Below are 22,636 nucleotides of genomic sequence, written 5' to 3' on the forward strand. Positions count from 1 at the left end.
AAATAAATGAACTGGTTATACAATGAATTTCAACAAATAGGCAAAGACTATTCTCTGGAAGAAGAGGTAAAAGTGTACGACGAAACACACTCCCGCTTTAGAGATATTCATCAGGAAAGCAATGAGCTACTTAAATTATTGAATGTGACAGATCGCGATGTTTTAGTAGACTTTGGCTCTGGTTCAGGTGTATTCGCTATCGAAGCGGCTAAAGTTTGTAAAAAGGTGTATGCGGTAGATATATCTCAGAATATGCTAAGCTTAGCCCGAAACAAAGCAATATGTTCCAATGTCGAAAATATTGAATTTGTTCATTCGGGATTTTTGAACTTTGCCCTTACACCCAAATCTGTGGATTATATCACGTCTACTTTTTCTTTCCATCATTTGCCGGATTTCTGGAAGAAAGTGGCTTTGGAAAAAATGAATTTTTTACTAAAAGACGATGGTATATTGTTCATTAAGGATGTTATTATTGAAGATAGTACGCCTTTTGAAAACATAAACCGTTTTATAGCAGAACAAGAAAAATTGGGCGGAGTCTTTTTGAAAGAAGATGCAGAGCAACATTTTCGTGAAGAATATTCCACATTCGATTGGGTCATTGATTCGCTTTTGGAGAGGTCTGGGTTTTCCATCCAATCAAAATCTATAGAAAAGGGTCTAATTGCTTCTTATCTGTGCGTCAAATCCAATGAGCATAATAAAACACGAGCGTTAAATGATTAATAATCAAAAATGTAAATGGAAGCAAGTTATATAAACAGTGTCATCAAGCAATTCGGATATTACAAGATGCTTGGGGAAAAGGCCATGCAACAGCTGGACGATGAAAGTCTGTTTTGGCAATATAATGGAGAAAGCAACAGTATCGCTATTATCGTAAATCACCTTTCGGGAAATATGCAATCCCGCTTTACCGACTTTCTGACATCAGACGGAGAAAAAACGTGGAGAAACAGAGATGCCGAATTTGATAACCAATTTCATGACAGGCCATCACTTATCGCACATTGGGAAAAGGGATGGGAATGCCTATTCAATGCCTTAAGCAGTTTGCGCACAGCTGATCTGGAAAGCATTGTCTATATCCGAAACGATGGACATACCGTTATGGAGGCTATAAACAGGCAGTTGGCCCATTATCCCTACCACATAGGACAAATCGTGTATATGGCGAAAATGATAAAAAACGAGGATTGGCAAACGCTCTCCATCGCCCGGAACAAGTCTGCACAATACAATGAACGAAAGTTTGAACAAGATAAAGAAAGAAGGCATTTCACCGACGATCTTTAGAATATAAACAATGAGATATGATTAAGATTCAGGAAAAACAAGCAATCGAAAAGTTGGGACAATCGGGGAAAGAATTTATCTCCTTGCTTGACGTAAACAATCTTTCAGTCGAAATTTACAAACCTCACCTTGTGGATAAGCAAAAGCCACACGATCGGGATGAATTTTATGTCATCATCTCCGGCTCAGGCATTTTTGAATTGGATGGCGAAACTACTCCTTTTCAACAAGGAGACTTCTTGTTTGTCCCGGCATTTGTAGCACATCGATTTGTCGAGTTTTCAGCAGACTTTATAACCTGGGTCTTTTTTATAAAGTAGTTATGCTTTGATTAAATGGCAATAAATTTAAAAACTTATTATATTGATTATCATCTCCAGTAACACTGATGAATCAGACGTTTACTCCCTAAAACTACCAGCTTAATAAACAGTGCATAGCACTTTGTTAAATTGTGGCTTATGAAGATTGAAACATCTGTCAAGTGGCTTTATGCATTAGAAGACAATTTACATCCGAGCGTTTTAGCCAATACTATTACTCAAAAATCCGATTTCGCGGATTTACTGCGCAAGCTAAAAAAGAATATACAGGAATTTCGTCCATATCTCCTAAACGCGGTCAGCCGATCTAAACTGGAAGCGAAAGCAGTTCTTCTGCAATTAATTGTCGTCAGCGATGCCATCCATAATTATAAGGTGGGGATGGCAGCTGCTTGGAAAGACAACGTGTTTTCTGATGATATGGATATGTTTTACCGTCAAGCATTAAGCCGACTGGAAAGGTTGTTTGAACTTTATAACAAACTCGATGAAGAATTGCTATCCGATGTGCCAATCACGGCGTTTGCCGTTTCTAATGTCCGTATGGAATTAAGAAAAGGCTTGAATTCTTTGAATACTACACTTTCGAAATCGCATGTTGACCCGGCCCTAAGAGAGCTTATATTGATTGGACTAAAACAAATAATCGAAAGGCAAGGAATCAGTCGAGCAAATGCAAAATATGCATCCATGATTATTTTGGAGCTCGAGAAGCTAAGCCCTCTTAATACCGTTGAAGTCGAAAACCTGTTGTATCAATATGATTTTAATGCACCCAGTTATTTCAACTATTGTGCAAAATGCAGTCATCGTTTACTCGAAGAAACCCCAAGCTTACATGCTCAATTAGAAATATTGTTCGGACTGGAAGACAGAATAAATGGTCTTCCGGCAAAAAGTTCATTGAGATGGATGCCGGTTAGTCTGTTCGTGACCAATTAAGAGATTTTTTCAGAGAAAAGAAACAGTACATACAACAACGCATCGAATTACGAAGATTGGAAATACAAGACATACGTGGAATCGTTCCGCTTTACCCAGCTTTCCAAGGTTTGTTTTCCTGCTTCCTCATTGGTGCGCGTCCATTCGCCGACGAGAAAGTCGAAAGTAGCTGCCTGTTGGCAGGAGGCAAATAGTACCATGGATAGGAGGGCGAGTTGTTTCATGCCAATCTTGTACCGCGTTGGTGTAAATATACGATTCCGCCGCGGGTTTGAATGGGCGGTGTGGAATTTAGTAAGTTTGTAAAGAAAGAATAGCTAGAACCAGCTATCTTTGATGATCGCTTATGGAAATAGGTGCCAACTGGAAGAAGATATGCTTACCATAAATCAAGACCATGTTTTTCCCTTCGATGGGGTCCTGTTCACTTTTGCATTGGCTTCTGAAGCTGCGGAGGTGTTTAAGGAATATAACCACCTAATCTGCGGCATCGGGAAGGTAAATGCAACCTACCATTTACTGAAGGCGATACAGCGCGAGAAACCGGCATTGATAGTTAATCTGGGCTCTGCGGGGAGCAATCATTTCCAACGGGGGGAAGTGGTTTGCTGTACGAAATTTATACAGCGGGATATGAACGTCATGGCGTTGGGGTTTGAGCAGTATGAAACCCCTTTATCGGGATTGCCTCCTATTCTTGGATACGGTTTATCCATGGATGGCCTGCAAGAAGGTATCTGCGGAACGGGCGATAACTTTGAAATGGCACATGCGGCAACATGCTACAATGTGGTGGATATGGAAGCTTACGCGTTGGCGATGGTGGCTATGAAAGAGGAGGTCCCTTTCCTTTGCCTCAAGTACATTTCTGATGGCGCAGACGGCAATGCAGCAGAAGAATGGATGGTCCAAGTACATAAAGCTGCCGTTGCATTCGGCGACGTATTGGGGTTTGATAGCAGCGATATCCCTGTGTGAATAAATAGAATCATATGTTGGAGTTTTTGAAACAACCTTGGCCTTGGTATGTCGCGGGGCCGCTTATCGGACTTACCGTGCCCGCACTATTGATATTGGGCAACAAATCGTTTGGCATTAGTTCTTCACTGCGGCATATTTGTGCGTTGTGTATACCCGCCGATATCCCTTTTTTCAAATACAATTGGAGAAAAGAAGTGTGGAACCTGTTCTTCGTTGCTGGTATCGTATTGGGAGGTTTGGTGGCGGCACGTTGGTTAACGGGTTTTGCGGCAGTGGAAGTGGACCCTGCGCTGGCAACCGAATTGGCGGGATACGGTATCACCGATTATAGTAACCTGGTGCCTATAGATATCATGAATTGGCAGAACCTGTTTACCCCGGAAGGATTTCTTTTGATGGTTGTAGGCGGCTTTCTGGTGGGATTTGGTACCCGGTATGCGGGCGGCTGCACCAGCGGACATGCCATCACCGGCCTGTCCAACCTGCAATGGCCATCATTGGTGGCTACCGTATGTTTTATGGCCGGCGGTTTTATCATGGCCAATTTGGTTTTGCCACACATCTTATCACGTTAACAGACATGCTACAGACGACGGATAATTCGGAAATGGGATTACAAGATGCCACATGCGCCAATGCAAGCCAGCTAGAACACCGGTGGTACCATAACCTTAAGTATTTGGCGGCGGGCTTGCTCTTCGGTATCGTGCTGGTGAAAGCTGAGGTGATCAGTTGGTTCCGCATACAGGAAATGTTCCGCTTGCAGTCTTTCCACATGTATGGCGTCATCGGAAGCGCTGTGGTGGTGGGCGCGATTTCCGTTTGGCTCATCAAGAAATTCCATATAAAAACCATCTATGGTGAACCGATAGCCATTGTACCTAGAAAATTCAGCAAGGGTCAAATCTATGGTGGACTGATATTCGGGTTCGGGTGGGCGATTACAGGTGCCTGCCCAGGCCCATTGTTCGCGCAAATCGGTACCGGTGCAACGGTAGTTGTGGTAACCCTGCTGAGCGCTGTGGCGGGCACTTGGGTGTACGGATATTTCAGGGAGAAGCTGCCCCATTAAAGTGTTGGCAAATAAGAATCTTTAATAATCCTTTTGAAACAACACAAAACTTTAATACCTTTGCAGTCCGAAATTTTCGTACGAAAGGAGGTATAAAAGGATATGATCATTGTAAATGTGAAAGAAGGCGAATCGTTGGACCGCGCGCTGAAACGCTTCAAGAAAAAGTTTGAGAAAACAGGTGTGTTGCGCGAGCTCCGTTCCCGCCAGGCTTATGAGAAAAAATCCGTTACCCGTCGTACACAACGTAAAAAGGCGATTTATAAACAGAGCCTCAACCAGGATATTGTCTAGCAGATTTTATCCCTTTTAATAAGGCGGTTTATTTGTAATACTGGAAAACTATCCGTATATTCAACCATTAGAATATAAGGGTAGTTTTTCTATGTTTATAGATAGCTTTATACGTTTCATCACCTACGAAAAGCGCTTTTCGAAGCATACGATTACTGCCTATGGCCACGAGTTGGCGGAGTATGTCCATTACCTGAAAACATTGGATACGGACGCCGTTCAAATGACCCACCGGCAAGCGCGGGCTTATTTGGCCGTGCGGCTGGAATCGGGCCTTAGCCCGGTATCGGTGAACCGGAGTTTGGCTGCCCTTCGTACCTATTACCGATTCCTGATGCGCGAAGGTGCGATTGCGCACAATCCCTTTACTTTGGTCAAAGCATTGAAAACACCGAAAAGACTGCCTGTTACCGTGGATAAGGAAAAGCTGTCGGAAATGCTGGATTCGGCGGGTTCGTTTCCCGATACGTTTGAGGGGATTCGAGACAAGGCCGTGCTGGAGCTGTTGTTCGGTACGGGAATCCGCCGTGCCGAATTACTGCAAATCCGTGAAGAGCATATCGATTTCTACAACGGCAACATCCGTATTTTCGGTAAACGCAACAAAGAGAGGCTTGTGCCGATGAACAAATCGCTCCATACGCTGCTTCGATATTACATCGATGAAAAAAATAAACAGTATGCCCACAACAATTCGACTAACCTTATCGTTACCAATAAAGGGAAGGATGCCCATCCCCGTTTGATCTATGACATCGTAACACGTTACCTAAGTACCATATCGTCTCAGCGGAAAAAAAGCCCCCATGTGCTCCGGCACACGTTTGCGACTGCACTGCTGGACAATGGTGCAGATTTGAATGCCATTAAGGAATTACTTGGGCATGCCGGGCTGGCTGCCACGCAAGTTTATACGCATAACTCGGTAGAACGACTTAAATCGATTTATAAACAAGCACATCCAAAAGCTTAAAAAAAGGAGGAATCATGAACATTATTGTGCAATCAATTCGTTTCGACGCAGACAAGAAGTTGATCCAGTTCATTCAGAAGCGGGTGAACAAACTAGACCAATTCTTTGACCAGATCATTGATGGAGAGTGTTATCTCAAGTTGGAAAATGTAGAAGACGAAGCCAACAAGGTTACCGAGTTTAAGCTGAATATTCCAGGAAGTCAGCTGTTTGCCAAGGCGCAGGCAAAATCTTTCGAGGAAGCCACAGACATAGCCGTGGAATCGTTGCGTAGGCAGATCAACAAACATAAAACCAAAACCAGAACCAAAGCAAGTAATCATAAGGAACTACTATCGATGACCGATGAGATGAGCGCATAGCGCGTAGATGAATCGTTGTTGATACCATCCAAGCCCGGCAAGAGATCCCAAGTGCTTGCCGGGCTTGATATTAAGTGGTTTTGACCAACAAACCGTAGACCAACCGTGCGAAAATGGCTTGCAATGTACTTCGGCTTTAGCCGCCGCGAACTCAATGGTGTTTGTGTACTGGCGGTTGTATTGCTGTTGTTAGGGGGCGTTCCGCATATCTTTCCTTTCCGTGGCGATGTGACTGAAAGTGACCTTTCCGTAAAGGTTGCCGAAATAGACAGCTTTCTCGCGGCCGTCAGCAAACGGCAACCGACACGCAGCAAGGGTTACCACGCCGCTGGCGAACCAGTCGTGCATGCCTCCGGAGCGACCTATTTTACGTTTGACCCCAATGGATTGCCCGTAGTGGACTGGAAGCGATTGGGGCTTTCTGAACGGCAGGTGCGGATGATAAAGAACTACGAGGCTAAAGGTGGGCGTTTCCGGAAAAAGGAAGATCTGCGTAAAATCTATGCCATCAATGATGCGGACTACGAGCGGCTTGAACCGTATATAGAAATAGAACGGGTTGAATCGGTTAAGCACGCAGCGGCTAGCTATGCTGATAGCGGCATGACGGTAGCAAGCGCGATTGTAACACCGCCGCCACAGGCGCTGCATATCGATTTAAACGGGGCGGATTCGCTCGAATTGCAATACCTCCCGGGTATCGGGCCGGTGTTCGCCTCGCGTATTGTCCGATTCAGGGAGCTACTAGGTGGCTTCCATCACGTATCGCAGTTGATGGACGTGTATGGGTTCGATTCGGTACGGTTTGCAGCGCTAAGAGCGCATGTATATGCGGATACGACCAAAGTACAGAAAATTGCGCTCAATACCGCTGATTACGAGCGTTTCCGTGACCATCCGTTTATCAACCATAAGCTGGCCAACGCAATTGTGCAATACCGCAAACAACACGGCCCGTACAGATCGATGAGCGATTTATTGCGTATCGCGATTATGGATGAGCAAATTTTTCTTAAAATTGCACCTTATTTGACGCTAGCTGATGATTGACCAACGATTGAGATCTGCCATCCGGGATGTGCCCGACTTCCCCAAGCCGGGTATCGTTTTCAAAGATATCACCCCCATCCTTAAAGATCCGCAGCTCTGCGAGGCGGTGGTCGACTGCATGGCCCAGCAGATTGATAGCGATACGATCGATGTTGTAGCGGGTATTGAAAGCCGGGGCTTTCTTTTCGGTCTTATGCTTGCCCTCCGGTTGGGAAAGCCGTTTATCCCTGTAAGGAAAGCAGGGAAGTTGCCCCATGATACCGTACAGCAGGAGTATGCGCTTGAGTATGGCAATGCAACCATCGAGATACATGCCGATGCTTTTGCGGAGGGGAGCCGAGTGCTTATACACGACGACCTGTTGGCAACCGGCGGAACGGTTGCGGCAACGAGCCAACTTATCCGGCGGTTGGGTGGCCATGTGGCCGGCTACACCTTTATCATCAGCCTGGACTTCCTCCACGGGAAGGATCGGCTAGCAAATTTCAGCCGGAATATCCATACGCTGGTAGGCTATGACTAACCATTGCGGGTTATAACTTTTTGCCAGTTGTGGTAATGTTAGACACGATGGACATCGGGATTTCCATGCCTTGAATGTTCATGCTCCCCCGGATGTCTTGTGTAAGTTTGGAGACGATCGGCAGGCCCGATTTGACGTCTACCTCAATGGTGCCACGTTGGGCTCCACTCATCTCGAATTCAGCTGCTTGTAGCATCGGATTGCCTCCTTCGCCGGTAAACTTCGAAAAAATCAATTGTGCGTCTACGTCGATCACGGCAATGTCGCCCTCCAACCCGGAAAGCGTAAAGTCGGAGTTGGCTTCTGAGTGCAACAGATTGGCGATGGAACCAGAAAATGTCTTTACCCAAGTGTCGCCAACTTCCACGGCTTTGCCCGGATAGATATTGCTAATCTGGTTCATGCTCTGGACTAGCGAAGAATCACCGAAGGATTGCTTTAATATTTCGGCTTCGGGACCATCCATGGTTCCGAAAATCTCGGCAAATCCTACCACTTTTTGTACGCTGCCATCTTCATTGATGTAAAGTTGGAACGACTTTCCGACAACGTTTGACATGACCTTCAGCTCGCTGGTACTTGCTTCCGGATTGTTCGAATCGAACGTAATCCGTTGCATGCCGCCCACGTCCGTGTCCATTTTTATGGCGTTCATTAATACGTCGATTTCCGTTACGCCGTTTTCTTTGTCTTTGATGGTGTAGATATATTCTGTAGAAATGTCTTGTGTGGTAGTGATTTGCTGTCCCATCGCTTCCTGCACAATCTCCTGCTTAACTACGGAAGAGAACAGGTACTTATCGCCCGGCTTAAGGTTGAATTTCAGTTGGACGGCTGCCTTCCCAGGTTGTGCCTCGCGGATCTCGCCACCGGGTTCGTGGGCAGCTACGGACGCGGCTAGAAGCAAACAGAAAGCCCAAAGCGTGGAAATGATTGTGCGATTCATCTAGTTCGTTTTTTGATTTAACTCCAAAGATACGCTTTGCGCCGATTACGCCGCTTTTTTTTAAATATATTTTGCGGTTACCGGATATGGGTGGCCCGGGCTAAACCGAATCGGCAAATCGGATTTCATACCCAAAACCGTTTTATTCTATATTATGCCGTATTTTCTTTGGTTTGCTTTCTTCGCGGTAATGTTTATTATTGCAGCAAACCAGTTAGTTATCGTTATGGAATCAATAGTAATGGGCGACGAAAATAGGGAGATGGTTCGGCAGATGGTGCGCGAATTTGCACATAAAAACATCCGCCCGCATGTGATGGAATGGGACGAGGAGCAACGATTTCCCATCGAGACGTTCAAAGCCATGGGGCAACTCGGCATTATGGGCGTATTGGTGCCCGAAGCATACGGCGGTGCCGGATTGGGGTATGACGAATATGTGGATATCATTGTTGAAGTGGCCAAGGTATGCGGCTCAGTAGGACTTTCATTGGCTGCACACAATTCACTGTGTACAGGGCACATGTTGGCATTCGGGAACGATAGCCAAAGGCAACGGTGGCTACCCAAACTTGCTACGGCCGAATGGATCGGGGCCTGGGCGCTTACAGAGGCGAATACCGGTTCGGACGCCTTACGCATGAGTACCACGGCCGAACTGGATGGCGATGAGTATGTGGTGAATGGTGCAAAAAACTGGATTACCCATGGCAAAAGCGGAGACATCGCCGTGGTGATGGTTCGTACGGGCGAGAAGAGCCGGTCGGCCGGCGTGTCGGCCTTGGTCATTGAGAAAGGCACACCCGGGTTTACACATGGAAAGAAGGAAAACAAGTTGGGCATGCGCGCATCGGAAACTACGGAGCTTATATTTGATAATTGCCGGGTGCCGCGTGAGAACTTGCTCGGTAAGGAAGGGGAGGGCTTCAAACAGGCGATGAAGGTACTGGACGGCGGCCGTATTTCCATTGCCGCATTGGCTTTGGGTATTGCAAAGGGCGCACTGGAGGCTGCCCTCAACTATGCTAAGGAGCGCCATCAGTTCGGGCAGCCAATTGCCAATTTCCAAGGGATTTCCTTTAAGCTTGCCGATATGGCTACGGAAATCGAGGCGGCAGAGCTGTTAATCAGGCAGGCGTGTGCACTGAAAAACAGCGGTGGTGACGTGACCAAAAATTCGGCCATGGCCAAGTACTATGCTTCTGAGATGGCCGTGCGGTGCGCCACGGAGGCTGTCCAAATTTTCGGTGGCTATGGCTACACCAAGGATTTCCCGGTGGAGAAATACTACCGGGATGCCAAACTCTGCACCATCGGTGAGGGTACATCCGAAATCCAGAAACTGGTTATCGCGCGGGAAGTATTGAAATAGGAGCGGCCTTTTGTTTTTTAGCAACGATTTTTGTCTTACGTTTGCGGTGACGAAAATCAAAGATAGCTATGACCCGGAGTGAACTCATCCACCAGATCAAAACCAAACGCTCGTTTCTATGTGTGGGACTCGATACCGACATTGACAAGATACCTCGTCATTTGCTCGACTACGAAGATCCGGTTTTTGAATTCAATAGGCAGATTATCGAGGCCACAGCCGACCTATGTGTAGCCTATAAACCCAATATCGCCTTTTATGAAAGTAGGGGCGTGGCCGGGTGGCAGAGCTTACAGAAAACATGGGCTGCATTGCCCCAGGATTGCCTGAGTATAGCCGATGCCAAGCGGGGCGATATCGGCAATACCTCTAAAATGTATGCGAAAGCCTTTTTTGAGCGCGAAGTATCGGGGCTTGGCTTCGATGCCATCACCATTGCGCCATACATGGGACATGATTCCGTGATGCCTTTTCTTGATTTTGACGATAAGTGGTCTATTGTGCTAGCACTTACTTCCAACGCCGGTGGTTTGGATTTCCAAACGCACCGCGATGCGGATGGGGTGCAGTTGTTTGAGCGTGTAATTGAAAAAACCAACGGTTGGGGAACGCCCGACAACTTGATGTATGTGGTGGGTGCTACGCGTGGCGACGCATTTGCCGTGATCCGGAAGTGTGCACCGGATCATTTTCTATTGGTGCCCGGAGTCGGCGCGCAGGGGGGAAGCCTGCAAGACGTTTGCCGATATGGCATGAATGCCGACTGTGGATTGCTCGTCAATGCCACCCGATCCATCATCTATGCATCCAACGGTAAAGATTTTGCCGAGCGCGCTAGGGAAGAGGCACTGGCATTGCAACAGCAGATGGAGAGAGAATTGGCAGCCCGCTCCCTATGAGTGTCCCCCTAGGTAGGTAACCAGCACTTTGTCTATCCGGTTGCCATCCATATCCACTACTTCAAATGCGTAATCTTTCCATTGTACCCGCTCACCGGCGGTAGGCATGTGACCCAACTTAAGCAATACCAGTCCGGCAATGGTACTGATGCTTCCCATACTGTCGTCTTCCTCTTCCGAGGGGTCAATATTTAGCGCTACAAACAGTTCATCCAATTGGTACTGCCCGTCTATCAGCAGACTACCGTCTTCACGGGCCACAATTTCAGGTTTCTCGATCGTATCCCCATCGGAGATATCACCCACAAGGCCGCTAAGGATATCGTTGATGGTTACAATGCCCTGCAGCGATCCATATTCATCGAGTACGACCGCTTGGTGTATCTTGGAAGCCTTAAATTTGTTCAATATACTATATGCCGAACTGTTTTCGTGTACATAGTTAAGTGGCTGTGTCAAACGGTCCAATTGGATGGGCTGGTCAATGAGGTATTGGTTGAGCAGTGATTTGATGTGGACAACGCCGGTGATATTGTCTAATCCACCCTGGCAAACCGGGTACACGGTATGGCCACTTTTCAGTATGGTCTCTCGGTGCACCTCGTACCCGTCATCGATATCCAACCATATAATATTGCTCCGGTGCGTCATCAAATTGATGGCCCGCTTATCGCCCAAGCTAAAAACCCGGTCGACGATTTCGTGTTCGATATGCTCAATGGCGCCGCTATCGGCCCCCTCATCAACAAGTGCTTTGATTTCTTCTTCGGTGACCGCATTGCGCGAAGTTTTGATGTTTAACATTTTGACAATGCCTTCGGTGGTAGCACTGAGCAACCATACGAAGGGAGCTACCACTTTGCTAAGTACCTGCATGGGGAAAGCAACCAGCATCGCATACCGCTCAGGGATAGCCAGCCCGATGCGCTTTGGTACCAGTTCGCCCAATACCAGGGTAAGGAACGTGATTGCTACCACGACGATAAGCACCGACAGCTGCGCACTATATTCTGCCAGCCAAGTGATTTCCGACAGGTAAATGCCTAGGCGCTGTGCAATGGTAGCCCCACCGAAAATACCCGTGAGGATACCGATGAGCGTGATGCCTATTTGGACGGTGGAGAGGAACTGATTGGGCGTGCTTTTGAGCTTGAGTACCTGCTTAGCAGCGGCATTCTTCTTATCGGAAAGTACCTGCAACCGCGCCTTCCTACTGGATACGATAGCAATCTCGGAAGCTGATAAAACGCCATTTAGGAGGATTAACGCTAAAATAATCAGCGATTCGGTAAGCATGTAGCTAAGGTAATAATTAATTTATACAAACAAAAGCTGCAAAAAAGCACAGTATTATAGCTCGTCCGTTAAAAGCCTTTTAGGGTTCTTTACCTGTTGTTTCAACAACGCAATATTCACCACCTCATGCATTTCCGCAACATAATGGAAAGTGAGGTCTTTGATATAATCTTCCTTGATCTCCAGAATGTCTTTTCGATTTGCTTTCGATAGGATTACCTGATTGATGTTTGCGCGTTTGGCGGCCAATATTTTCTCCTTGATTCCGCCAACCGGAAGCACTTTGCCCCGCAGCGTGATTTCGCCCGTCATGGCCAGTTTTTCTTTCACTTTGCGTTGCGTAAAGCTCGAAGCAAGGGCGGTAAGCATGGTGATGCCCGCCGAAGGACCGTCTTTGGGGGTGGCACCTGCAGGTACGTGAATGTGTACATCCCACTTGTCAAAGATGCGGTAGTCGATACCGAAGGCACTGGCATTTGCCCGGAGGTACGCCATGGCGATGGTTGCCGATTCTTTCATCACATCGCCCAGGTTGCCCGTTAGTGTCAATTTACCCTTGCCAGGGCTTAGGCTCGATTCGATATAGAGGATATCGCCGCCAACTTGGGTCCACGCCAAGCCGGTAACCACACCCGCCACATCGTTGTTTTCGTAATATTCCTTATCAAATATCGGAGCGCCGAGGGTTTTTTCCACCATATCGTTGCCGATAGGTGTCGGCAGCGGGTCTTCCATAACGATATGGGTGGCTACGCCACGGACGAGCGAACCGATTTTCTTTTCCAAGCCACGCACACCCGACTCGCGCGTGTACTCATCGATGATTTTTTCAATGACACTGGCACGGAGCGAAAAATCCTTTGCATTGAGACCGTGTAACTCCCGCTGCTTGGGGATTAGGTGCTTCTTGGCGATTTCGATTTTCTCTTCGATGGTATAGCCGTTGACCTCGATGACCTCCATACGGTCTAATAAGGCCGGTTGGATATTGCTCAGCGAGTTGGCAGTGGCGATGAACATGACATTAGACAGGTCATAGTCGAGCTCGACATAGTGATCGTAAAATGCATTGTTTTGCTCAGGGTCCAGCACTTCCAATAGGGCAGAAGAAGGGTCGCCGCGGAAGTCGCTTCCTACCTTATCGATTTCGTCGAGTACGAATACCGGATTGGATGTGCCGGCTTTTTTGAGCGATTGGATAATCCGCCCCGGCATGGCGCCGATGTAGGTTTTCCGGTGGCCCCTAACCTCGGCTTCATCGCGGATGCCACCCAATGCCATACGGGTATACTTGCGGCCTATGGCTTTGGCAATTGATTTGCCCAATGAGGTCTTGCCGACGCCCGGAGGGCCAACCAAGCACAGTATAGGTGCTTTCATATTGTGTTTAAGCTTCAATACCGCAAGGTATTCGATAATCCGGCGCTTCACCTTTTCCAATCCATAATGGTCGCGATCCAGTACCCGCTTTGCGCGTTTAAGGTCGAAATTGTCTTTGGAAAAGTCGTTCCATGGTAACTCAAGTAGCAGTTCCAGGTAGTTGAGCTGCACAGAATAGTCTGCCGCAGCGGGGTTGATGCGCGCGAGCTTGTCGAGCTCTTTATGGAAGTGCTCTGCAACTTCTTTGGACCATTTTTTTACCTTCGCACGTTTGCGTAGGTCTTCCATTTCCAAATCGGGCGTATTGCCGCCGAGTTCTTCTTGGATGGTCTTCAATTGCTGATTGAGGAAATAATCACGTTGCTGTTTGTCCAGATCGCCCTTTACCTTGTTCTGTATCTGGTTTTTCAGTTCCAATAGTTGAAGCTCCACATTGAGCTGTTCCAACACTCTGGAGGCCCGCTTTTCCAAGTTGGCAATTTCCAGCAGTTCCTGTTTGAAAGGCAGGTCGGCATTGAGATTTGATGAAATGAAGTTGATCAGGAACCCCGGGCTTTCGATGTTCTTGATGGCAATGCCCGCCTCACTGGGAATATGCGGGGAAAGCTGGATGATTTGCAGCGCCATCTCTTTGATGGACGAAATCAGTGCGTTGAACTCTTTGCCGGCTTTGTGTTTCTTTTCTTCGAAACGTTCAATGTGGGCTTTGATGTATGGCTCGCTTTGGATGAGGCCACGCAATTTAAAGCGTTGCTTGCCTTGGATGATCACGGTGGTGTTGCCATCAGGCATTTGCAATATTTTGATAATCATGGCTACCGTACCCACCGGGTGCAATTGCTCAAATGTGGGGTCTTCGATAGCCATGTTCTGCTGCGAGACCACTCCGATGATGCGGTCGCCTTTATAGGCTTCCTTTACCAGTTTGATGGATTTGTCGCGCCCTACCGTGATAGGGATGACCACGCCCGGAAACAGTACCGTATTGCGCAGGGGCAGGATGGAAAGCGACTCCGGTAGGTCGGCGTTGCTCATCTCATCTTCATCTTGCTGGCTTAACAAAGGGAAGAATTCCGTATCTTCATTTATAATGGGGATGGCTTGATTAAAATCAAATGGATCAAAATTGCTCATGAATAACTTTTCGTCTATGATGTGGCGCCATTTTGGCAGCTATGCACACGTATCGTATTAACTATATATCTTATGGACTTAGTTGCAATGCCTATGCCAAGAGTGCGCCTGCTTGATATTTCCATGTGATATGGCATCATTGAGGCGCAGTTGCTGAAAAAAAGTCAGCTACGGAGCAGGTGGCGGGGTTGCTTAGTATGCATCGGTTAAGATAATATAACATATGGATTAAGTTACTAATATAGGTATTTACATGATAAAATTGGATCGGTGCATAATAAAATTAAGCCGTTTGGAGTTTTAATTGGAAATTCGTCGAAGACAGGGGTTGTACGTAGCGAAGCTTATGGTTATGTTTGTAGCACGGAAATTGCAGTAAGGTTAAGTGGAAGGTGCGTTCTTTTAATAAGAATAGACACTGAGTAGATTTGTATAATATTTATAACGTGATGAAAATAAACGATTTGAACATTCTTTTGAGGCGACTGAACACAGGTGTAGTAATAGGGATGCTGTGCTTTACGGTACTGGTTGCACAAGGCCAAACCACGGAGACGGCACCCAGCAACCCGCACGTGCGTCTGGGGCAGAAAGCATTGATAGACGGTGATTTTAAAGCCGCGGCCGAACATTTGCAAAAAGCATTGCCCGCGGAAGCCAATGATCCGAATGTGATGTATATGTTGGCTTATTCGCAATACCAAGTCGGCGAGTACCGGAAAGCACTGGATGCGTTCAGTAAAGTGATCGAGTTGCGCCCGGATCATGAGTCGGCTTACTACTACCGGGGAAAAGCCAATAACATCCTGGCCGTGCAAACTGACACGCGGATCAGCTCGAGCAACCGGGAGAAGATGCTGAACCAGGCAATCGTAAATTATACCAAGGCCATTGAGCTGAATGGCGAAGATGTGAAGTATTACCAAAACAGGGGTATTGCCTACCGCGATCTGGGGATTTTACGGGGTACGGCCGGAACTGCCAACTATGACAAGACCGTCGCCACCGATGCATATAATAACAGTGTGATCGACTTTGAGCAGGTACTGGCTATGACGCCTGGAAAAAAAGACATTCAGACGGAACTCAAGAAGGCCAAGATCTATCGCGACAACTTGAAGTAAAATCCTAACTAAAAGATTACTTTTCTATTGCCACTCGCCGGTAACGGTGTAGTGGCTTTTTCCGATAATACGTACGTGCTGTTGTTTGGTAATCCGATATAGGGAATCGACGTAGTACTCCAGTAGTTCGTCGGTTTGATACAGCATGTTGTGTACGGCGTTGGTTACGCGGACATGTGTAATGGTACCCGCATCTGATTTCTCCACGCGGATTTCCTTTGTACGTAGGTTGGGGTCGGTGCTGGTGTAAGTTAGGGAAAAATCTGTGCTATCCACCCGGTAGCTACCTTGCCAAGCCGGCTTGTTGATGTCTGCATCGATAAACAAGCCAAATTCCGTGCGCCAATCGGTCACCCGTACCTTTTTCTGCTCCCCGTCGCCGTTTTTAGATACGGTCTTGATGATTTCCGGATCTGCTCGCTGTAACCGCGCTGCTTCCTCGGTGAAATAGTCTGCCAAGCTGAAGTAGGCGGACGCTACGTGCCGTGCAGTGGATGTACCTTCGGGGTTGCTGCATGACGGGATGGCCAGCAGTGCTGCCAAAGCTACGTGGGCAAAGAGCCCATGCCGCCGCATACGCATACCTACATCGTTACACCAATACATTGCCTGTCATCTCTGGGGGGATAGGTACACCCAAAATGGTCAGAATTGTCGGCGCGATATCGCCCAATTTGCCGTCTGCTATGTTGCTGTGGTCGTTGTCAATGAGTATGCATGGTACCAGGTTAGTGGTATGTGCCGTATTGACGGAGCCATCATCGTTGATCATAAATTCGGCATTTCCGTGGTCAGCAATGATGATGAAACTATAACCTTCCCGTCGCCCGCATTCAACCACTTGCCGGGTGCAACGGTCTACCGTTTCTACGGCGGTTATCACCGCGTCAAATACCCCGGTATGTCCTACCATATCTGGATTTGCGAAATTGAGGCAGATGAAATCGGGTTTGTTGGAGATCATGTCGTCGCAAATCGCATCGGCTATCCCTTGCGCGCTCATCGCTGGTTGCAGGTCGTACGTGGCCACCTTAGGAGAGGGGATCAGGATGCGGTTTTCTCCGCGGAATGCCTGTTCGCGCCCACCCGAGAAAAAGAAGGTAACATGGGGGTATTTTTCCGTTTCAGCGATGCGGGTCTGCGTTTTGTTGTTTGCCTCCAGCACCTGGCCAAGCGTGTTGGTGAGGTTATCTTTGAGAAATAGCACCTGCACATCTTTGAACGTCTCGTCATAGGTGGTCATGGTGAGGTAACGGAGGTGGAGCGGATACATGCCAAACTCCGGAAACGCTTGTTGCGTGAGGGCCATGGTGATTTCGCGCCCGCGGTCCGTACGGAAATTAAAGCATACAACGACGTCGCCCGCGGCAATCCTCGCCAGTGGATTGCCGTCGTCACCTGTTTTGACGATCGGTTTAACGAACTCGTCGGTAATGCCTTCGTTATACGATTGCTGGATAGCCTCACCTAGGTTTGCAGTAGGGACCCCGACGCCGTTTACCAGCAGATCGTAGGCTAGTTTCACACGTTCCCAACGGTTGTCGCGGTCCATCGCGTAGTACCGGCCGATCGCTGAAGCCAGCTGGCCCACGCTTGTGGTTAGGAATTGCTCTATATCCCTTACGTAGCCGATGCCCGAATTGGGGTCGGTATCGCGCCCATCAAGAAATGCGTGTATAAAAACCGCTTCATCCGTTAACCCGGCGTGCTTCGCCGCTTCACATAACCCTTTTAGGTGGCGGGTATGGGCGTGTACGCCACCATCGGATAGCAGACCGATGAAGTGTACGCGCTTGCCGTTTGCTTTCGCATAGCTGAATGCTTCCTGAAGGGTGGTATTCCGGTCAAATTCACCATCGGCAACCGCCTTATGTATCCGTCCCAGTTCCTGGTATACGATCCGGCCGGCACCCAGGTTCATATGGCCTACCTCAGAATTGCCCATCTGCCCGGCGGGCAGGCCGACCGCCTCGCCCGACGCCTCAAGCGTGGCGTTGGGATGATGGGCCAGGAGTTCATCTAAAAAAGGCGTGTTTGCCGCAAGAACAGCATTGGATGGGTCTTCTTTGCCATAACCTAAACCGTCTAAGATTATGAGCGCTACTTTTCTGTCGTTATTCACGGAGCAAACTTAGATAAACTTGCTTTCAGATGCAAGTTTATTCGCGGCTACAGGACAGACGGCACACAATCGGAAAAGATGGCATGTTTTTGGCTACACGTTATTCATCGGACGATAATCAGGGTAAATGCCTGCTTTTTGTAGAATTTAATCTACACTCAAGTTCGTGCCGTGGAGACAATAAAAAGGTTGAATGCCAAAAGTTATTGATATTTGAATAAACGATTACTGTGGACGTGATGGGAATCAGATTGATCAGAAAGATGGGGTTGACAGGGGTGATGTGCTTCGTGATGGCGGTAGGATTTGCTAATATCAACGATGTAATAGATGACATCGCTTCTTGCATAAGGGGAGGTAATACGAAAGAACTCTCCAAGTATTTTTCATCGACGGTGAGCATGACGTTGTTGAACGACGAAGGGATATATTCAAGGGTACAAGCAGAGATTATTTTACGCGATTTCTTCAGCAAGAACGCCCCCACCGGTGTTAAGATTGCCCATCGGCTGGATTCGAATCCTAATTTCAGGTATGTGGTGCTTAATCTTGAAACCTCCAAGGATACTTTTCGGGTTTCTTACAAGCTGACAAACAACGACAATGCGTTTCAGGTAACGGAATTTCGCATCGAACCCATTTATTGACAGACCTACCCGATTTTTACTTTTATTCTTTTTCTTTTGTTTTAAATAGCCATCTTAGCGCCGTTTAAACGAAGTTATTTTGTGCCTGTTCAAGCCGATGTGATATGCTTGGCGTGCACGGTATGCACACGAAACAATAACCAATGACGCAGCTAGAAAACGAACAGTTGCAGTGGTTTATCACTGCGGCACTTGCAGAGGATGTAGGCGATGGTGACCATACATCGTTGTCTACCATCCCGCCGGGTGCGGCGGGCGAGGCGCAATTGATTATCAAGGAGGCAGGAATATTAGCCGGTGTGGACGAGGCGTTGGCGGTATTCCGCCGGGTAACGGATGCCCTGTCGATAACCGTTTTCAAATCGGATGGGGATGCCGTTGAAGTAGGCGAAGTGGTACTCGCTGTAAGGGGGAGTATACATGGTATTTTGGTTGCAGAGCGATTGGTACTCAATATCATGCAGCGGATGAGTGGTATTGCCACTGCCACGCGTCGTATCGTTACGGCCATAGCAGGAACGGCAACGAAGGTGCTCGATACGCGCAAGACCACACCATTGCTTCGGTTTCTTGAAAAAAAAGCGGTGGTGATTGGGGGCGGGGTAAACCATCGGTTCGGGTTGTATGATATGATACTGATAAAAGATAACCACGTAGACTATGCCGGCGGGATAACGAATGCGATCAAGCGTGCCAACGAATACCGCGGCAACATGGATAGGCCCATCGCGATTGAAGTGGAAGTGCGTAACCTGGAAGAGATAGAGCAGGTGCTTGCCGTGGGCGGTGTGGAGCGGATTATGCTCGATAATTTCAGCCCGGAAGAACTACGGAAGGCCGTGGCGCTGATTAACGGGCGGATGGTTACCGAAGCATCGGGCGGCATTACTTTAGACAATATCCGCGCGTATGCGGCTGCTGGGGTAGATTTCATTTCCATTGGTGCGCTGACTCATTCGGTAAAAAGCTTGGATATGAGCCTGAAAGCAAAAGTGATCGATTAAACAAAGCAGGTGTTGGTTTTTGCTTCTTTTTCGTTAATTTGCAATTCATGATATCGATTTATCTCATCGGGGCTGTTACCCTAGCCTACCTGTTCGGATCCATCCCCACGGCCGTGTGGTTGGGGCAATCGTTCTACCGGGTGGATGTAAGGGAATATGGCAGCGGCAATGCGGGGGCTACCAACACATTCCGGGTACTGGGTACCAGGGCAGGCGTTGCCGTGATGTTGATTGATATTTTGAAGGGGTGGACAGCGACTAACCTGGCCTATTTCATCGGGCCCTCCGTAACCGGCCCACAGGCTGCCGCCCAATTCGTGAATTATCAGTTGGCACTGGGCGTCATCGCCGTGGTAGGGCACCTATTTCCGGTATTCGCCGGATTCCGGGGCGGAAAAGGTGTCGCAACCTTGTTTGGGATGATTCTGGCGGTTCATTTCCAAGCGGCACTGGTGTGCGTGTCTGTGTTTCTCATCATGCTGTTACTTACACATTACGTTTCGTTAAGCTCTATTAGCGCCGGGTTCGCTTTTCCGTTTAGTATCGTTTTCCTGTTTCACACGTCGGTCAAATCGGTGTTGTTGTATGGCATATGCATTTGTGTGTTGATTTTGATTACCCACCAGAAAAATATAGAACGTCTACTAAAAGGCAAAGAGTCAAAGGTGTATCTATTTAGGAAACGGTCAAAGGTGTAAAATCATAAATTCGGCATATATATTGCTTTCTTTGGAAAAAGCGTGGTTGTTGGCCATCTAAAAAGATCAGATCATGAGGCCATCATGATTTTTCAGACCACACAGGGGAATGAATAAATCTGATAGCTTCATCGCCATAAAAAAAGCAAATTATACACAGATGAAAAATATCGTAAAACCTACCTGCGTGCTATTGACCGCTATCATGATCGCTTCATGTGCCACCGTTCCACTGACGGGGAGGAGGCAATTGAGCCTGGTCAATGAAGCTGAAATCCAACAACAAGCCGCATTGGTCTACAAAGATTTTCTGGGTGATTCCAAAACCAAGGTGATCAAGAGTTCGAGCCAAGCCCAGCTAGTGCAGCGGGTGGGTAAGAATATTGCCAATGCGGTAAATCGTTTCCTGCAAGAAAATGGGTATGGCGACCAATACGATTTCCATTGGGAATTTAACCTGATTGAAGAAAACCAGATCAATGCTTGGTGTATGCCAGGTGGCAAGGTAGCCGTGTACAGCGGTATTTTGCCGGTAACCAAGAACGAGGCCGGGCTGGCAACCGTGATGGGACATGAGATTGCGCACGCCATTGCCAAACATTCGGCCGAACGGATGTCGCAGACCATATTGGCTCAAGCCGGTGGTGTCGCCGTAGATGTGGCTACGGCAGAAAAATCGAGCACCACGCGGGCTGTGCTCAATACAGCATACGGACTGGGGGGGCAATTGGCGTTGTTGAATTACTCGCGTAACCAAGAAAGTGAAGCAGACCGGCTGGGATTGGTGTTCATGGCCATGGCCGGTTACGATCCCAACGAGGCGATTGGCTTCTGGGAACGTATGGCCCAAGCAAAGGGTGCTCAGGGTGGAGCAGCGCCACCAGAGTTCCTGAGTACGCACCCAAGTGATGCCCGCCGCATCAATAACATCAAGAAGCTGATGCCCGAAGCATTAACCTATTATAACAAATAAGGGGTTTTCAGGTCTTTTTTTCGTATGTTTGTTTCCTCACATTAACATACGATGACGTTGAAGCAAACCGATATTGGGGCTATCCGGACGGCTTATAGGATGGGCGAATTGAGCGAAAGAGAGGCCGCCCCTGATGCTATCGTACAGTTCAGGAAGTGGTTCGAAGAAGCCCTTGAAAGGGGTATCATGGAGCCTAATGCCATGACACTGGCCACCGTTTCAGCCGATGGGCGGCCTTCGGCTCGGATCGTACTTCTTAAAGACCTTGACGATTCCGGTTTCGGTTTTTTTACCAACTATGATAGCCAGAAAGGGGAGGAGTTGGATGTGAATCCGGTTGCTGCCCTGCTGTTTTTCTGGCCTGAGCTACAGCGACAGGTACGGATAGTCGGTAGGGTAGCCAAAATGCCTGCAGCTAAGTCTGATGCTTATTTCCACTCCAGGCCAATCGGCAGCCAATTGGGTGCCGTAGTCTCCCCGCAGAGCCGGGAGATTGCAGACAGGGCCGTGCTTGAATCGCGATTGGCCGAGCTGGAGGAGCGTTATCATGATGGGGTGCCTGTTCCAAGACCACCGCATTGGGGTGGCTATTACCTGCAGCCCGATACCATTGAATTTTGGCAGGGCGGCGATAACAGGCTCCACGACCGCCTTCGCTATGCGCACGAGGGTGCAGGATGGAAAGTCGTGCGGTTGGCTCCTTAAAATACAACGACCTAGATGGAAATTATAACGCGCGTTCAGCAACTGTTGTCAGTTGAATTTGGTAACCAGGCAATCGCTGTGGTTGAGGAATCGGGCCTGCAACCGGCGCTGGTGATACACCGTGGAAAACTCGCCGAGGTCTGTCTGTTTCTCCGCGATCACGAAGAAACTTATTTCGATTTCCTTTCCTGCATCAGTGCGGTCGATAACGGAGTGGCGGACGGTTCGTTTTCGGTGGTGTACCATTTGGCGTCCATACCGCACCAACATCAGCTCACCATAAAGGTAACCGTAGACAACGATAGGCGATTGGATAACCTTCCCGTCGTACCTACGGTGACCGGTGTTTGGCGTACCGCCGATTGGCATGAACGGGAGGCGTTTGATCTCATGGGTGTTTATTTTGAAGGTCATCCGGACCTACGGCGGATATTGCTGCCGGAAGATTGGGAAGGGTATCCCCTGCGTAAAGATTACCAAGAAGCGGAAACATATCATGGTATTGCGATTAAATGAG

At 48.0% G+C, this 22,636-nt stretch carries 27 protein-coding genes; 21 read left to right on the plus strand and 6 right to left on the minus strand.

What is annotated here, in order from left to right:
* Positions 1 to 6: 6 nt before the first annotated feature.
* From ACEVG1_RS06650 to ACEVG1_RS06665, 4 genes are all read left to right on the plus strand, one after another.
* Positions 7 to 729 (plus strand): class I SAM-dependent methyltransferase, encoded by a 723-nt coding sequence (locus ACEVG1_RS06650; protein WP_374742803.1) that lies wholly within the window; start codon positions 7 to 9, stop codon positions 727 to 729.
* Positions 730 to 744: 15 nt separating this feature from the next.
* A complete protein-coding gene (locus ACEVG1_RS06655) occupies positions 745 to 1,299 on the plus strand; it encodes a DUF1572 family protein (RefSeq protein ID WP_374742804.1) in 555 nt (184 codons plus the stop codon).
* 17 nt (positions 1,300 to 1,316) lie between these two features.
* The gene (locus ACEVG1_RS06660; RefSeq protein WP_374742805.1) at positions 1,317 to 1,619 is read left to right on the plus strand and encodes a cupin domain-containing protein; all 303 of its coding nucleotides are present in this window, start codon (positions 1,317 to 1,319) and stop codon (positions 1,617 to 1,619) included.
* Positions 1,620 to 1,760: 141 nt separating this feature from the next.
* The gene (locus ACEVG1_RS06665) at positions 1,761 to 2,564 is read left to right on the plus strand and encodes a hypothetical protein (protein ID WP_374742806.1); all 804 of its coding nucleotides are present in this window, start codon (positions 1,761 to 1,763) and stop codon (positions 2,562 to 2,564) included.
* Between the two features lie 47 nt (positions 2,565 to 2,611).
* On the opposite strand, the gene ACEVG1_RS06670 is transcribed toward ACEVG1_RS06665, so the two are convergent.
* Complete coding sequence (locus ACEVG1_RS06670) at positions 2,612 to 2,788, minus strand: hypothetical protein (RefSeq protein WP_374742807.1); 177 nt, start codon at positions 2,786 to 2,788, stop codon at positions 2,612 to 2,614.
* Between the two features lie 151 nt (positions 2,789 to 2,939).
* On the opposite strand from ACEVG1_RS06670, the gene ACEVG1_RS06675 reads away from it, so the two are divergent.
* The 8 genes from ACEVG1_RS06675 (at position 2,940) to ACEVG1_RS06710 (ending at position 7,819) form a co-directional block, all read left to right on the plus strand.
* Complete coding sequence (locus ACEVG1_RS06675) at positions 2,940 to 3,542, plus strand: nucleosidase (RefSeq protein ID WP_374742808.1); 603 nt, start codon at positions 2,940 to 2,942, stop codon at positions 3,540 to 3,542.
* 14 nt (positions 3,543 to 3,556) lie between these two features.
* A complete protein-coding gene (locus tag ACEVG1_RS06680; RefSeq protein WP_374742809.1) occupies positions 3,557 to 4,120 on the plus strand; it encodes a YeeE/YedE family protein in 564 nt (187 codons plus the stop codon).
* A gap of 5 nt (positions 4,121 to 4,125) precedes the next feature.
* Positions 4,126 to 4,617, plus strand: coding sequence for a YeeE/YedE family protein (locus ACEVG1_RS06685; RefSeq protein ID WP_374742810.1), 492 nt, complete (start codon positions 4,126 to 4,128; stop codon positions 4,615 to 4,617).
* 102 nt (positions 4,618 to 4,719) lie between these two features.
* Positions 4,720 to 4,911, plus strand: coding sequence for a 30S ribosomal protein S21 (rpsU, locus tag ACEVG1_RS06690; protein ID WP_325639415.1), 192 nt, complete (start codon positions 4,720 to 4,722; stop codon positions 4,909 to 4,911).
* A 91-nt stretch (positions 4,912 to 5,002) separates the two neighbouring features.
* Entirely contained in the window at positions 5,003 to 5,884 is an 882-nt protein-coding gene (locus ACEVG1_RS06695; RefSeq protein WP_374742811.1) for a tyrosine-type recombinase/integrase, read from the plus strand.
* Between the two features lie 14 nt (positions 5,885 to 5,898).
* Positions 5,899 to 6,246: a ribosome hibernation-promoting factor, HPF/YfiA family gene (gene hpf, locus ACEVG1_RS06700; RefSeq protein ID WP_374742812.1), complete on the plus strand. Its 348-nt coding sequence runs from the start codon at positions 5,899 to 5,901 to the stop codon at positions 6,244 to 6,246.
* Between the two features lie 123 nt (positions 6,247 to 6,369).
* Complete coding sequence (locus tag ACEVG1_RS06705; RefSeq protein WP_374742813.1) at positions 6,370 to 7,296, plus strand: ComEA family DNA-binding protein; 927 nt, start codon at positions 6,370 to 6,372, stop codon at positions 7,294 to 7,296.
* A complete protein-coding gene (locus tag ACEVG1_RS06710; RefSeq protein ID WP_374742814.1) occupies positions 7,289 to 7,819 on the plus strand; it encodes an adenine phosphoribosyltransferase in 531 nt (176 codons plus the stop codon). Before ACEVG1_RS06705 ends, ACEVG1_RS06710 begins: the two co-directional genes overlap by 8 nt.
* Positions 7,820 to 7,829: 10 nt before the next feature.
* On the opposite strand, the gene ACEVG1_RS06715 is transcribed toward ACEVG1_RS06710, so the two are convergent.
* Complete coding sequence (locus ACEVG1_RS06715; RefSeq protein ID WP_374742815.1) at positions 7,830 to 8,765, minus strand: DUF6263 family protein; 936 nt, start codon at positions 8,763 to 8,765, stop codon at positions 7,830 to 7,832.
* Positions 8,766 to 8,991: 226 nt separating this feature from the next.
* Between ACEVG1_RS06715 and ACEVG1_RS06720 the strand changes: the two genes are divergently transcribed.
* Both ACEVG1_RS06720 and pyrF read left to right on the plus strand, forming a co-directional pair.
* The gene (locus tag ACEVG1_RS06720; RefSeq protein WP_374742816.1) at positions 8,992 to 10,137 is read left to right on the plus strand and encodes an acyl-CoA dehydrogenase family protein; all 1,146 of its coding nucleotides are present in this window, start codon (positions 8,992 to 8,994) and stop codon (positions 10,135 to 10,137) included.
* A gap of 68 nt (positions 10,138 to 10,205) precedes the next feature.
* Positions 10,206 to 11,036: an orotidine-5'-phosphate decarboxylase gene (gene pyrF, locus ACEVG1_RS06725; protein ID WP_374742817.1), complete on the plus strand. Its 831-nt coding sequence runs from the start codon at positions 10,206 to 10,208 to the stop codon at positions 11,034 to 11,036.
* Here pyrF and ACEVG1_RS06730 read toward each other — a convergent pair.
* Positions 11,031 to 12,332: a hemolysin family protein gene (locus ACEVG1_RS06730; protein ID WP_374742818.1), complete on the minus strand. Its 1,302-nt coding sequence runs from the start codon at positions 12,330 to 12,332 to the stop codon at positions 11,031 to 11,033. The two genes, pyrF and ACEVG1_RS06730, sit on opposite strands and share 6 nt — an antisense overlap.
* Positions 12,333 to 12,386: 54 nt before the next feature.
* Positions 12,387 to 14,846, minus strand: a complete 2,460-nt coding sequence (gene lon / locus ACEVG1_RS06735; protein WP_374742819.1) for an endopeptidase La — start codon at positions 14,844 to 14,846, stop codon at positions 12,387 to 12,389.
* Positions 14,847 to 15,295: 449 nt separating this feature from the next.
* Here lon and ACEVG1_RS06740 point away from each other — a divergent pair, with 449 nt between their 5' ends.
* Positions 15,296 to 15,970 (plus strand): tetratricopeptide repeat protein, encoded by a 675-nt coding sequence (locus ACEVG1_RS06740; protein ID WP_374742820.1) that lies wholly within the window; start codon positions 15,296 to 15,298, stop codon positions 15,968 to 15,970.
* A gap of 24 nt (positions 15,971 to 15,994) precedes the next feature.
* On the opposite strand, the gene ACEVG1_RS06745 is transcribed toward ACEVG1_RS06740, so the two are convergent.
* Together ACEVG1_RS06745 and gpmI are read right to left on the minus strand one after the other, a co-directional pair.
* Positions 15,995 to 16,552: a hypothetical protein gene (locus ACEVG1_RS06745; protein WP_374742821.1), complete on the minus strand. Its 558-nt coding sequence runs from the start codon at positions 16,550 to 16,552 to the stop codon at positions 15,995 to 15,997.
* Between the two features lie 10 nt (positions 16,553 to 16,562).
* Positions 16,563 to 18,092, minus strand: coding sequence for a 2,3-bisphosphoglycerate-independent phosphoglycerate mutase (gene gpmI / locus ACEVG1_RS06750; protein WP_374742822.1), 1,530 nt, complete (start codon positions 18,090 to 18,092; stop codon positions 16,563 to 16,565).
* A gap of 239 nt (positions 18,093 to 18,331) precedes the next feature.
* On the opposite strand from gpmI, the gene ACEVG1_RS06755 reads away from it, so the two are divergent.
* From ACEVG1_RS06755 to ACEVG1_RS06780, 6 genes are all read left to right on the plus strand, one after another.
* On the plus strand, positions 18,332 to 18,739 hold the full coding sequence (locus tag ACEVG1_RS06755; protein WP_374742823.1) for a DUF4783 domain-containing protein: 408 nt from the start codon (positions 18,332 to 18,334) through the stop codon (positions 18,737 to 18,739).
* 143 nt (positions 18,740 to 18,882) lie between these two features.
* On the plus strand, positions 18,883 to 19,743 hold the full coding sequence (nadC, locus tag ACEVG1_RS06760; RefSeq protein ID WP_374742824.1) for a carboxylating nicotinate-nucleotide diphosphorylase: 861 nt from the start codon (positions 18,883 to 18,885) through the stop codon (positions 19,741 to 19,743).
* Positions 19,744 to 19,790: 47 nt separating this feature from the next.
* On the plus strand, positions 19,791 to 20,441 hold the full coding sequence (gene plsY / locus ACEVG1_RS06765) for a glycerol-3-phosphate 1-O-acyltransferase PlsY (RefSeq protein WP_374742825.1): 651 nt from the start codon (positions 19,791 to 19,793) through the stop codon (positions 20,439 to 20,441).
* Positions 20,442 to 20,601: 160 nt separating this feature from the next.
* Positions 20,602 to 21,414 carry a M48 family metallopeptidase gene (locus ACEVG1_RS06770; RefSeq protein WP_374742826.1) on the plus strand — a complete coding sequence of 271 codons (813 nt, stop codon included), beginning with the start codon at positions 20,602 to 20,604 and terminating at the stop codon, positions 21,412 to 21,414.
* A gap of 51 nt (positions 21,415 to 21,465) precedes the next feature.
* Positions 21,466 to 22,119: a pyridoxamine 5'-phosphate oxidase gene (gene pdxH, locus ACEVG1_RS06775; protein WP_374742827.1), complete on the plus strand. Its 654-nt coding sequence runs from the start codon at positions 21,466 to 21,468 to the stop codon at positions 22,117 to 22,119.
* A gap of 15 nt (positions 22,120 to 22,134) precedes the next feature.
* Entirely contained in the window at positions 22,135 to 22,635 is a 501-nt protein-coding gene (locus ACEVG1_RS06780; RefSeq protein WP_374742828.1) for an NADH-quinone oxidoreductase subunit C, read from the plus strand.
* Position 22,636 lies beyond the last annotated feature (1 nt).

Origin of the sequence: Parapedobacter sp. 2B3 (genome assembly GCF_041925275.1) — a bacterium.
GTDB lineage: Bacteria > Bacteroidota > Bacteroidia > Sphingobacteriales > Sphingobacteriaceae > Parapedobacter > Parapedobacter pyrenivorans_A.